Genomic DNA, 11617 nt, shown 5'->3' with positions numbered 1-11617 from the left:
ACGATGACTACCGGTGACGGCGCAGCACATGGACCTCGGCGCTCGGCGTGTGGTGGCCAGGCGGCAGCGTGAAATTGCCGAGCTGGCGGTCCATTTCCAGGGCTTCCGTCGCCAGCCGGTGGATCGCTTCCGTCGTCTCCTCGACCATCGAGGCGTTCTGCTGCGTCATCGCGTCGAGTTCGGCGACGGCGCTGTTGATCTCCCGCAGCGTATTGGCCTCCTCGCGGGTCGATTCCATGATCTCGTGGATCTGCCCGTTGATCGCCTCGACATGCGCGCCGATGCCGGTCAGCGCTACACCTGCCCTTTCCACAAGCGACACGCCGCTTTCGACCTCATGCGTCGATTTCTGCAGCAGGCTGGAGATCTCCTTGGCCGCACTCGACGAACGCTGGGCGAGCTCGCGCACTTCCATGGCGACGACAGCAAAACCCTTGCCCGATTCACCGGCGCGCGCCGCCTCGACACCGGCATTGAGCGCCAGAAGGTTGGTCTGGAAGGCGATGTCGTCGATGACGGAGATGATCGTGTTGATCTGGCGTGAGGAGGTCTGGATCGCCTCCATCGCCGCGATCGTCTCGCGCATGATCTGGCCGGAGCCGGTGGTCTCCTTCTTGGCGTCGCGGGCGATGCGCTCGGCCTGTTCGGCCCGCTCGATCTGGCGGCGGACGGACTGGGTGATGGCGCTGATTGCATTCGCCGTCTCGGTGATCGAGCCGGCCTGGCGCTCGGTGCGCCCGGCAAGCTCGTCGGCGCCGGTGCGCATCTCCTCGGAGCTGGCCCGCACCGCCATCGAGTTGCCGCCGATGGCCGTCATGGTTTCGCTCAGCGTCGCGAGTGCCTCGTTGAAATTGATGCGCAGGCTTTCGAGCTCGTTCGGGAAGCGCCGATCGATCTGATAGGCGAGATCCCCGCTCGCCAGATGATGCAGGCCCTCATCGATCGCCTCCACCACCTGCTGCAGCGTCTTCGCCTCGGCCTCGCGCTCGGCAAGGTTCTGCTGGCGGTCCTGCTCGGCCTGAAGGCGTGTCTCTTCGCTGGCGGCTTCCAGTTCGCGGCCTTCGATCAGCGACTGCCGGAAGCGGGCGAGCGCGTTCGCCATCGTGCCGATCTCATCCTTGCGGTTCAGGCTGCCGATCTCGCTGTCAAGCTTGCCGTCGGCGACGTCGCGGGTCACACCGGCAAGCCGCGCCAGCGGCGAGAACAGGAAATTGGTGACGAGGCCGGTGGCGACTGCCATGACGACGAGCACGCCGATGCCGATCATGGTCAGCAAAGTGGCGATCTCGATCGAACCGGCATTGAGCTCACTGAGCAGCACGCTCTCAACGACAAGGAAACGGTCGCCGCGATAGTCAATTCCGCGGACATAGGCGCGGGCCGCCCCATCCGCTCGGCTGAAATCGGCAACCGTCATCGCCGAACTGGCAAGCGCGTCCTTGATGAAGCCGAAGGGAGCGGCATCGAGCGTCGCAAGCTTGCCGCTCGCGTCGAGACCGATCGCGGAACCATCGGCGGAGACGATCGCCGCCCGCGCCGTGCTGCCCTGGACGATGCCTTTGGCAAGGATGCCGGTGACGATGTCGTCGCGCACCTTGAACAGGATGATGCCCTTGGCCGCCCCGAGCTTGACGATCGGCACGGCATAGAAGATCGCCGAGTTGCCGCTGGCGGCATCGACGCGAAGGCCGGAAAAACCTGTCGGTGCGGCGTCATCGGTCGCTTTGGCAGTATTCTCGATTGCCTTGGCGAAAGCGATACCGGCGCCGGTTGGCTTCCACGCGTCCGTCTTCAGATTCTCGGCGAAGTCGTCTTGCTTCTTGTAGGAATAGAGGACGGTGCCGTCAAGATCGGCGATCAGCAGATCGCTGAAGGCGGTATCTGCGAGGTCGCGGGCGACTTCGCCCTGCGTCTTCTCGTGGTTCGAATAATAAAAGCCGCTCGGCCCTTCCGGCTTCATCAGTTTCTCGCGCTGATCCGCCGGGTTGGGATTGCCGGAGATGAAAATCTTCTTCAACTCGGCACGGGCATCGCCGGAGGTCTTCTCGATCGTCTTCCAACCGCTTTTCAGGCTGGTGATCGACATCTGCAGCGCTTCGATGCGCGCAATCGAGGTTGCCTGGTTTTCAAGCTGCGTCAGCTGATCCTGAAGCATGTCGCCGCGAAAGATTAGCACGCTCTCCTTGGCTTTCAGCGCCTGCTCGTCGGAGATCCGGCTGCTGGCGAAATAGGCAAGCACGTCGATCACTGCAATCGACAGCACCGTCAGCAGAATGAATGTGACGATGACCTTAAAGGACAGGGATTGAAATCTCTGTGCCATGTACGACGAACCCCTCTGAACACGCCTGCCGGCGTTGGCACGCAGCGCATGCCTGATCGACCGATCTTTTAAACAGACATCGGGGGCCTATCTCCTTGCGACACGAGACCCCCTTCGTATTGGACACTAGAATTCAAGCATCTGTTTTAATTCGCGGTAAATGGACCGGCTTAAAACCGAGAATGTTTTTGTTTCGTTCACATATCGGTGGCAGTTATTTCGCAGTCGCTATAGGTTGAAGCATGCAAAATACGATTCGCATCGTCGGCATCGATCCCGGCCTTCGCCGCACCGGCTGGGGAATCATCGACACACTTGGCAATTCCCTGCGCTTTGTCGCCTCCGGAACCGTGACCTCCGACGGTGACATGGACCTTGCCTCTCGCCTCTGCCAGCTGCATGACGGCCTGGCGGAGGTCGTCCACACTTACAAGCCGGATGAAGCCGCCGTCGAACAGACCTTTGTCAACAAGGATGCGGTGGCGACCCTGAAGCTTGGCCAGGCCCGCGGCATCGCCATGCTAGTGCCGGCGCGCGCCGGTCTGCGGGTCTCCGAATATGCTCCGAACGCCGTGAAGAAGGCTGTCATCGGCGTCGGCCACGGCGAAAAGCACCAGATCCACATGATGTTGAAGATCCTGATGCCGAAGGTCGAATTCAAAGGCGATGACGCTGCCGACGCCCTGGCGATCGCCATTTGCCATGCCCACAATCGCGGCAGCAACCGGATGCGGGAAGCGCTGGCCGGCTAATCTGTTCTTGACTTGTTCCAACAGTAAGGATAATTCTTACTTCGAAGGAGCAGCAAGATGCGCGTCACGTCCAAAGGCCAGGTCACCATTCCTCGCGATCTTAGAGAGCTTGCGGGCATCGAGGCCAACAGCGAGGTCATCTTCTCGATCGAGAACGGCAAGCTCGTTCTCTCGCCGAAGAACGGCAAGCAGGAGATCGAGGATCGGGGCCGGCTGGACCGTTTCCTGCAGACGATCCGTCGGCTCGAAGGCACCGGCGATCAGGCGATTGATGCCGAAGACCTCATGTCGATGACCCGTGATCGCTGATGGCGACGCTTGTCGATACAAACATACTCGTCGACCTGGCTGTGGCTGGTTCGGACTGGCACGGTTGGTCGCGTCGGAAAATGCTCGACGTCTTCAAAGATGGACCAGTCCTCATAAATCCGATCATCTATTCCGAGTTTTCCGTTCGCTACGACGATATGGATGAAGTCGACCAACTGCTTCCGCAGGATGAATTTCGCCGCGAGAACCTGCCTTGGCCGGCTGCCTTCGCCGCGGCTCAAGTCTTCCGGCTTTACCGTCACGCCGGCGGCGGACGCGAACAGATATTGCCTAACTTCTTCATCGGCGCCCATGCGGCGATAAGGGGCTACAAGATTTTGACCCGCGACCCCAGCGGATACCGATCTTATTTTCCCTCAGTTGAACTTATCACGCCCGAAACCCACCCTTGAGAGACCGCGCCCCATGATCGGCAAGCTGAAAGGCACCATAGACGAGATCGGCGAAGACTATGTGCTCGTCGATGTGCACGGCGTTTGCTACGTTGCCCATTGCTCGGCCCGCACCCTGTCCAAGCTTGGCTCGGCCGGTGAGGCTTGCGTGCTGTTCATCGAAACCTATGTGCGCGAGGACCAGTTGAAGCTGTTCGGCTTCATGACCGCCTTGGAGCGGGAATGGTTCAATCTGCTCCAGAGCGTCCAGGGCGTCGGCGCCAAGGTGGCGCTCGCCGTGCTCTCGACGCTCACGCCGGGCGAACTCGCCAATGCGATCGCCCTGCAGGACCGCGCCGCCGTCTCCCGCGCGCCGGGCGTCGGCCCGAAAGTGGCCATGCGTCTCGTCACCGAACTCAAGAACCGGGCGCCGGCCTTTGCCGGGGAAGCGATCAATATCGGCCTCAAGCAGGAACTCGGCGAAGGCGTCGCCGCCGCACCCGTGGCCGACGCGGTTTCCGCGCTAACCAATCTCGGCTACAGCAGAGATCAGGCGGCGAATGCCGTCGCCGCGGCGATGAAGACGGCCGGCGATGGCGCAGACAGCGCCAAACTGATCAGGTTGGGCTTGAAAGAACTAGCGCGGTGAAGCCGGGAAAACCGATGATTGGATGTCGAGGCAGCCGATTTTTGGTGTATTGCTGTGACAGGTTTCAAAACGGAATGAGAGCATGAGCGAACCCGCCCGCCTGATATCGCCGGAAAAGCGGGGCGAAGATCTCGACATCACCCTGCGCCCGCAATCGCTGGACGAATTCACCGGTCAGGCGGAAGCGCGCGCCAATCTGAAAGTCTTCATCGAGGCGGCGAAGAACCGCGGCGAGGCGCTGGACCATGTGCTCTTCGTCGGCCCGCCCGGTCTCGGCAAGACGACGCTGGCGCAGATCATGGCGAAGGAGCTTGGCGTCAACTTCCGCTCGACATCCGGTCCTGTCATCGCCAAGGCCGGCGATCTCGCCGCCCTGCTCACCAATCTCGAAGAGCGCGACGTGCTCTTCATCGACGAAATCCATCGCCTCAACCCGGCCGTCGAGGAAATCCTTTATCCGGCCATGGAGGACTTCCAGCTCGACCTGATCATCGGCGAAGGCCCAGCCGCGCGCTCGGTGAAAATCGATCTGTCGAAATTCACGCTGGTGGCGGCCACCACCCGCCTCGGCCTGCTGACGACGCCGCTGCGCGACCGCTTCGGCATCCCGGTGCGCCTGAGCTTCTATACCGTCGAGGAGCTGGAGCTGATCGTGCGCCGCGGCGCTCGGCTGATGAACCTGCCGATGACCGAAGAGGGCGCCCGCGAGATCGCCAGACGCGCCCGCGGCACCCCGCGCATCGCCGGCCGGCTGCTGCGGCGCGTGCGCGACTTCGCTGAGGTGGCGAGGGCCGAGGCCGTCACCCGCGAGATCGCCGACGAGGCGCTGACCCGCTTGCTCGTCGACAATGTCGGCTTCGACCAGCTCGACAAACGTTACCTCAACATGATCGCCGTCAATTTCGGCGGCGGCCCGGTCGGCATCGAAACCATCGCAGCCGGCCTTTCCGAGCCGCGCGACGCGATCGAAGACATCATCGAGCCCTACATGATCCAGCAGGGTTTCATTCAGCGCACGCCGCGCGGCCGTGTTCTGACCGCAATCGCGTGGAAACATCTCGGAATGCAACCGCCCAAGGAAATGGAGACTGCGCAGTTCCGGCTGTTCCAGGAGGACGACTGAGTGATCACCCGCCGCGGATTTTTCAAGGTTCTTGGCGGCGGTATCGCAGGCGTCATGTCGCTGGGTGGTTACGCTTTCGCCTATGAACCGCTGGCACGGCTCGGCATCGCCCGCTACCGGCTGACGCCGCCGGGATGGACGCCAGGGCTCAAGCTCCGCATCGTCGCGCTCGCCGATATCCATGCCTGCGAACCCTGGATGTCGGCAGGCCGCATTGCCGCGATCTGCCACAGGGCCAACGAACTCGAAGGCGATATCACCGTCCTGCTCGGCGATTATGCCGCCGGCATGAACATGGTGACTCAATATGTGCATTCGAGCCAATGGTCGAAGGCGCTCGCCACCCTGCAGGCCCCTCTCGGCGTCCATGCGATCATGGGCAACCACGATTGGTGGGAAGACAGAACCGCCCAGAAGAACGGCGGGATGGAAACATTTGGGCACCGGGCGCTTGCCGATGTCGGCATTCCGGTCTACGGCAACCGCGCCGTCCGGCTCGAAAAGGATGGCCGCGGCTTCTGGCTCGCGGGCCTCGAAGACCAGCTGGCGCTGCTGCCCGGCAGGAAATGGGGGCGCACGCGCATGCTCGGCCTCGACGACCTCGAGGGCACGCTGGCTGAGGTAACCGACGATGCGCCCGTGATCCTGCTCGCCCATGAGCCCGATATCTTTCCGCGCGTGCCCGAGCGGGTCTCGCTGACGCTGTCGGGCCACACGCATGGCGGACAGATCCGTTTGCTCGGCCGTTCGCCGATCGTCCCTTCGCGCTACGGAAATCGCTATGCCTATGGCCATATCGTCGAAGAGGGGCGCAATATCATCGTCTCCGGCGGCCTCGGCTGTTCCATCGCGCCGGTGCGCTTCGGCGTGCCGCCGGAAATCGTCGTGATCGATCTCGGATAGAATGACATGAGTAAGCGTACCCTCATCCGCCTGACCGCGGGGGCTGAGCGTTTCAACTATCGCATCGCCGGCCTCGGCTTTCGCGATGGCCATGTGCTCGTCCATCGCGCCGTGCATGAACCCTTCTGGACTTTTCCCGGCGGCAGGGCGGAAATCGGCGAGACGTCGGAGGAAACGCTGAAACGGGAAATGGTGGAAGAACTCGGTGTCGAAGTCACCGTCTCCCGCCTGCTCTGGATCGTCGAGAACTTTTTCCGCTACGAAGAGCGCGACTGGCATGAGCTCGGCTTCTATTATCTGATGGAAATCCCGCCGGAATTCCCCTTTCAGCCGCACGAAATCATCCATCGCGTCGAAGACGGTGACAACCATCTCGAATTCAAATGGGTGCTTGCGACGCGCCAGGCCCTGACCGCGCTCGACATCCCGCCCTATTTCATCGCTGATGAAATCGAGAACCTGCCCGCAGCGCCCCGTCATCTCGTCTGGCGCGACGGCAATCTCGATGACGAGGACTGACGCAAACATTCCAGCTGTGTGAACAGGAGATGCGCCGATGCCGACCTTCGATCCCATCAGGTCATTCCGCAAGCTCGCCTATAACAACGCTCTTGCCAACCACCGTCTGCTTCAGGCCTGCGCGGCATTGAGGCCGGGCGAATTCGAAGCGCCGCGCACGAGCTTCTTCCCCTCGATCAAGGAAACCTTGAACCACATCATCACGGTCGACTGGTTCTACGTCGACGGACTGGAAGGCGGCACGCTCGGCTACCAGGCCTTCGAGATAGAAGAACCCTTCGACGACATCACATCGCTGGCGCAAGCGCAGGCGAAGGTCGATCAGCGCCTGGTCGCACTTTGCGAGGCCCTGACGCCGGAAAAGCTGGCATCGACCGTCCGCCTCCATCGCGGCGACCGCATCCAGGAGGAGCGAATGGACGACGTGCTCGCCCACCTCTTCCAGCACCAGACCCATCATCGCGGCCAGGTGCATGCGATGCTCGCCGGCACCAGCGTCGCTCCACCGCAGCTCGACGAATTCATCGTCGCCGACGATGCGCGGTTTCGCGGGCGCGAACTTGCCGGGCTCGGCTGGAGCGAAGAAACCCTGATGCGTTAATTCAGTCGCTTTTTCAGCCCGTCGATGATCGTCCTGGTGAGAAGATCGTAATTCTCGTCGAAGTGATGGTCGCCGGGCAGTTCGACGACCTCGGCACCGCTATCCTTCACCGCCGGACAGGCGACATCGTCATCGTCGTCCTTGCCGTAGATGCATTGCACGAGCTTCGGATCGATGTCCTTCAGATCGGCGACGGGATCGCCTCCAGCCCCTTCCGTCTTCTGGCCGAGCCAGCCGAGAACGGAGATGACGTAGTCGACTTGGTGCGAGAGCGACAGCAGCGACAATTGCGCCACCGCCGACTTTTCGGCTGGTTTGAGGAGCTGATAGGTGGCGGGCACGACGTCGGCGCCGAAGGAATAACCGACGAGCAGCACATGTTTCACCTTCCACTGCTTGCGGTAGAAATCGATGATCTTCGAAAGATCGGCGGCGGTCTCCTCCGGCTTGCGCTCCGACCAGAAATAATGAAGCGAATCGACACCGACGACCGGAATGCCTTCCTTCTGCAGCGTACCGCCGACCTCCTTGTCGATGTCGCGCCAGCCGCCGTCGCCGGAATAGATCACCGCCATCGTATCGAGGGCGGGCGTCGCCTCGAGGATCGCCAGCGGCAGGCCGAGCGGATTGCCGAAGGCGCCGGAGGCGGTGACGAGGTCGTCGAGCGTATCGGCAAATACCGTCTGCGCATCGTCGGTGGAATCGCGGATCTCGATCGCGTCATGGATCTTCTTCAGCGCTTCGGCATGCGCCCTGCCATCTTTATCGGCGTTGGGAGTGAAGACCGATATGACGGGGTCCGGCAGAGCACCGTCGCTGAGCCCGTAGATCATGCGGTCGCCAACCGCCTTCTTCGATGCCGGCGTGCAAAGTTCCTTGGTCAGCGGAATGCCGGCCTTCGGATCGACGGCAAGGGTCTGGCCGATCGTCGCATCCGGCGTCTGCGCGGCGATCGCCAGTGCCAGGGCTCCACCCTCGCCGATGCCGGCGACGATCGGCAGGTGATAGGCGTTGTTGCCGGTCGCACGCTGCACCTGCTGGCTCAGCGATTCGATGTCCGAAACCATGTAGACGCAGCCGTCGTTGAGGCTGACGTCGTATTGGCTGAGCGCCTTCACATAAGAGGGAAAGTCGACGCCGATGACGACGGCGCCTTCGGCGACCAGCCTGTCGGCCTCCCCCTTCTCATAGTCGCCCCAGCCGGCGGCATCCGAGATCAGCATCACCGTGCCCTTCACCTCTCCTTCCGGCAGGAAGATGTGCGGCGATGGGATAAGGCCGGTTTCGAAGCTCTGCGTCGTCTCCTCGGCGGCATCAGCCGACGCGGCCGCGAGCATGCAGGCGCATGCCGTGGCAAGAAGGATTGTCCTGATCATTTTCTCACTACCCCTTTCAATCCGCCCCCGATCAGAAATGTCGCGTCCATCAACGCGATCATCGGATTGCCCCCTCCGGAGACCGCAAGATAGCGCGGTTGCCAGTGCGGATGAAACTTTGATTTGAATGCCCGAAGGCCTTTGAAGTTATAGAAGCGCTCGCCGTGTTCGAAGACGGTGCTGCCGATGCGGTCCCAGACGGGCGCCGCCTCGCGTTTCGACATGCCGGAGAGAGGCGCCATGCCGAGATTGAAGTGGGTGAAACCCTGGCCGCGCAGATATTCCATGATCTGCACGAAGAGAAAGTCCATCGAGCCCTTCGGCGCGTCCGGCGAAAAGCGCATGAGATCGATCGTGCCCTCCTGCCTGGATTCGGTGACGAGGATATTGGCGAAGGCGACGATCCTGCCGTCCTTTTTCAAGATCCCGACCGGCTGGGAAGAGACGTAGCCGGGATCGAAGGCGCCAAGCGAAAAGCCCTTTTCCTTGGCGTTGTGATGCTCGAGCCAGGCCGTGGAAACGGCGGAGAGGTCATCGATAATAGAGGGCACGGCCTCGGGTTCGACGACGGCAAATTCCAGCCCGTCGCGCTGGGCGCGGCTCGCGGTCTGGCGAAGGTTCGCCCATTTGCCGCCCTTCATCTCGAAGGTTCGAAGATCGGTCACCGCCAGTTCGCCGAGCTTGAAGGCGCGAAGGCCGGCATCGGCGCAATGGGAAAGCAGCGACGGCGAGATCTGATAGAACACGGCCCGGCAGCCGGCGGCGCGCGCCGCTTCGACGAAGCGCCAGACCAGCTCCTGCACGGCGCGGTGTTCGCCGACCGGGTCGAACAGCGCGATCCAGGACCGGCCCTGCCGGCCATACATGATGAAAGCGTCGCCCTTTTCCGAGAACATGATGCTCTTGTCGCCCATGCGCACCAGATTGGCGTCGGCATTGCCCTGCCTGCCGACGATCTCGACGGCCCGCACCAGCGCTTCCTCCGTCGCCGGTTCCGGCCGGAAGGCCGCCGGCCGCAGCAGGCTGAAGACGGCGATTGCCGACGAGATGATGGTGATGCCGAGCACGGCGCGTAAGCCCCGCGGCGCTTCGGCAGTGAATTCGAACTGCCACCAGAGCTGGTTGCTGTATTCGACATCGCGGTAGACGAAGAGCAGGATGACGACGGCGCCGACGACGATGACGGCGATCGCCATCAGCCAGGACGCCGTCAGCGCCTGGTTGAGCAGCGAGGCATGGCGGGTAAAGAGCCGCCGGCTGACGAAGAGCCCGAAGATGAGGAAGGCAAGAAAGGCGGCTTCGACGAGCGCGATCGCTTTCAAAAGCGACAAGGTCAGTGCGGCAAGGGCCGAGAATACCGCCACCCACCAGGCGCCGTCGAGCCGCTGGCCGAGGCCGCGCGCCGCAACGACGAGCGCGAGCCCCAATAGGCTGGACAGGAAATGCGCCCCTTCCACCATCGGCAGCGGCAGATAGTTGGAGAGGAATTCGAGGTTCTGGTCCGGTGTCGGCGTGACGCTCGAAAAGATCAGCATGACGCCGAGCAGCAGCGCTAAGGCCGACAGCAGCTGCGGCATCAGCCTTCCGCCGATCCGCCGGACGCTGGAGGCGGCCGGATGATCGACGAAACGGCGCAGCTCCGTCGCCGAGACCGCGAGCACGGCGATCAGCAGCGGCAGCACATGATAGATAAGCCGATAGAGCACCAGCGATCCGAGCACGGCATCGATGTTCACCGCGCTGCCGAGCGAGGCGATGATCACGGTCTCGAACACGCCGAGCCCGGCCGGAACGTGGCTGAGCACGCCGAGACCGACGGCGATCGCATAGACGGCGAGAAAGACCGGCCAGCCGATCGCCGTCTGCGGCAAGAGCACGTAAAGCACGGACGCCGAGGCGGCGATATCGAAGGCGGTGACGAGGAACTGCCGCGACCAGGTGCGCGAATCCGGCAGGCGGATTGCGACAGGGCCGAGATCGAGCACACGCCCGTCACGGCCGATGATCATCACTGCGCCCAGAATGGCGACGATCGAACCGGCGATCAACCGCAGCAGCAATGCGCTGACGCCGATCAACGGGCCGATCTCATCGGCAATGATGATGAGGGCGATCGCTCCGACGCCCGCCAGGCCGAGACCGAAGGAGAGCGTGACGAAGGCGATGATGCGGCCGATATCTTCAGGCGAAAGCCCGAGACGCGTATAGGCGCGATAGCGGATCGCGCCGCCCGACAGCGCCCCGAAGCCGGCGGTATTGCCGACCGCATAGGCGCTGAACGCCGTCAGCGCCACATGCGGAAAGGGCAGTTTCTTGCCGATATAGTCGATGGCGTTGAGATCGTAGAAGACCAGCGAGAGGAAGCTGAGTGCGGTGAAGAACAGCGCGAGCAGGATGGCGCTCGGCCTGGTCGCCGCCAGCGCATCGACGACGTCGTCATAGCGCACCTCGTTGGTGAGCTGCATGATCGCATAGCCGACGAGACAGAAGACCACGAGTGTCGCCGCTGCCACCAGCGGTGTCCTGTAACGTCTGAATAAACCGCGAAAGGAAAATTCGTCCGCGTCTTCCATCTCTTTCAAATTGTCGTGACCCGACATCTCTTATCCTGCTGCAATTGCCAGCTCGGCGGGAATCATTTTTGAAAGACGTAACATGAGAGGCATATAA

The 11617-nt window shown here is 62.3% G+C and carries 11 protein-coding genes; 8 read left to right on the top strand and 3 right to left on the bottom strand.

The window, feature by feature from the left end; all coding sequences use genetic code 11:
- Positions 1-7: 7 nt before the first annotated feature.
- Positions 8-2323, bottom strand: coding sequence for a methyl-accepting chemotaxis protein (locus tag QMO80_RS17040; protein WP_283197586.1), 2316 nt, complete (start codon positions 2321-2323; stop codon positions 8-10).
- A 242-nt stretch (positions 2324-2565) separates the two neighbouring features.
- On the opposite strand from QMO80_RS17040, the gene ruvC reads away from it, so the two are divergent.
- From ruvC to QMO80_RS17000, 8 genes are all read left to right on the top strand, one after another.
- Positions 2566-3075: a crossover junction endodeoxyribonuclease RuvC gene (ruvC, locus tag QMO80_RS17035; protein WP_003590322.1), complete on the top strand. Its 510-nt coding sequence runs from the start codon at positions 2566-2568 to the stop codon at positions 3073-3075.
- Positions 3076-3132: 57 nt separating this feature from the next.
- Complete coding sequence (locus tag QMO80_RS17030) at positions 3133-3384, top strand: AbrB/MazE/SpoVT family DNA-binding domain-containing protein (protein WP_003566365.1); 252 nt, start codon at positions 3133-3135, stop codon at positions 3382-3384.
- A complete protein-coding gene (locus tag QMO80_RS17025) occupies positions 3384-3797 on the top strand; it encodes a type II toxin-antitoxin system VapC family toxin (protein WP_283197585.1) in 414 nt (137 codons plus the stop codon). Before QMO80_RS17030 ends, QMO80_RS17025 begins: the two co-directional genes overlap by 1 nt.
- Positions 3798-3810: 13 nt before the next feature.
- Complete coding sequence (gene ruvA, locus QMO80_RS17020) at positions 3811-4425, top strand: Holliday junction branch migration protein RuvA (RefSeq protein ID WP_064840621.1); 615 nt, start codon at positions 3811-3813, stop codon at positions 4423-4425.
- 82 nt (positions 4426-4507) lie between these two features.
- A complete protein-coding gene (ruvB, locus tag QMO80_RS17015; RefSeq protein ID WP_283197584.1) occupies positions 4508-5548 on the top strand; it encodes a Holliday junction branch migration DNA helicase RuvB in 1041 nt (346 codons plus the stop codon).
- The gene (locus QMO80_RS17010; protein ID WP_283197583.1) at positions 5549-6451 is read left to right on the top strand and encodes a metallophosphoesterase; all 903 of its coding nucleotides are present in this window, start codon (positions 5549-5551) and stop codon (positions 6449-6451) included.
- Between the two features lie 6 nt (positions 6452-6457).
- The gene (locus tag QMO80_RS17005) at positions 6458-6970 is read left to right on the top strand and encodes an NUDIX hydrolase (protein ID WP_283197582.1); all 513 of its coding nucleotides are present in this window, start codon (positions 6458-6460) and stop codon (positions 6968-6970) included.
- Between the two features lie 37 nt (positions 6971-7007).
- Positions 7008-7571, top strand: a complete 564-nt coding sequence (locus tag QMO80_RS17000; protein ID WP_283197581.1) for a DinB family protein — start codon at positions 7008-7010, stop codon at positions 7569-7571.
- Here the strand turns inward: QMO80_RS17000 and QMO80_RS16995 are convergent.
- Positions 7568-8947 (bottom strand): virulence factor family protein, encoded by a 1380-nt coding sequence (locus tag QMO80_RS16995; RefSeq protein ID WP_283197580.1) that lies wholly within the window; start codon positions 8945-8947, stop codon positions 7568-7570. The two genes, QMO80_RS17000 and QMO80_RS16995, sit on opposite strands and share 4 nt — an antisense overlap.
- Positions 8944-11547 carry a bifunctional lysylphosphatidylglycerol flippase/synthetase MprF gene (mprF, locus tag QMO80_RS16990; RefSeq protein ID WP_283197579.1) on the bottom strand — a complete coding sequence of 868 codons (2604 nt, stop codon included), beginning with the start codon at positions 11545-11547 and terminating at the stop codon, positions 8944-8946. The genes QMO80_RS16995 and mprF overlap by 4 nt, the downstream gene beginning before the upstream one ends.
- Positions 11548-11617: the final 70 nt, after the last annotated feature.

Origin of the sequence: Rhizobium sp. BT03 (assembly GCF_030053155.1) — a bacterium.
In the GTDB taxonomy this organism is placed as follows: Bacteria; Pseudomonadota; Alphaproteobacteria; order Rhizobiales; family Rhizobiaceae; genus Rhizobium.
The sequence above is the reverse complement of the archived record's forward strand: the minus strand, read 5'-3'. Positions and strand labels throughout refer to the sequence as shown.

Excerpts from the sequence above, each read along its gene's own strand:
- ruvC (WP_003590322.1), top strand. The coding sequence starts at position 2,566 with ATGCAAAATACGATTCGCATCGTCGGCATCGATCCCGGCCTTCGCCGC.
- QMO80_RS17025 (WP_283197585.1), top strand. The coding sequence starts at position 3,384 with ATGGCGACGCTTGTCGATACAAACATACTCGTCGACCTGGCTGTGGCT.
- mprF (WP_283197579.1), bottom strand. The coding sequence starts at position 11,547 with ATGTCGGGTCACGACAATTTGAAAGAGATGGAAGACGCGGACGAATTT.
- QMO80_RS17040 (WP_283197586.1), bottom strand. The coding sequence starts at position 2,323 with ATGGCACAGAGATTTCAATCCCTGTCCTTTAAGGTCATCGTCACATTC.
- ruvB (WP_283197584.1), top strand. The coding sequence starts at position 4,508 with ATGAGCGAACCCGCCCGCCTGATATCGCCGGAAAAGCGGGGCGAAGAT.
- QMO80_RS17000 (WP_283197581.1), top strand. The coding sequence starts at position 7,008 with ATGCCGACCTTCGATCCCATCAGGTCATTCCGCAAGCTCGCCTATAAC.
- ruvA (WP_064840621.1), top strand. The coding sequence starts at position 3,811 with ATGATCGGCAAGCTGAAAGGCACCATAGACGAGATCGGCGAAGACTAT.
- QMO80_RS17030 (WP_003566365.1), top strand. The coding sequence starts at position 3,133 with ATGCGCGTCACGTCCAAAGGCCAGGTCACCATTCCTCGCGATCTTAGA.
- QMO80_RS16995 (WP_283197580.1), bottom strand. The coding sequence starts at position 8,947 with ATGATCAGGACAATCCTTCTTGCCACGGCATGCGCCTGCATGCTCGCG.
- QMO80_RS17005 (WP_283197582.1), top strand. The coding sequence starts at position 6,458 with ATGAGTAAGCGTACCCTCATCCGCCTGACCGCGGGGGCTGAGCGTTTC.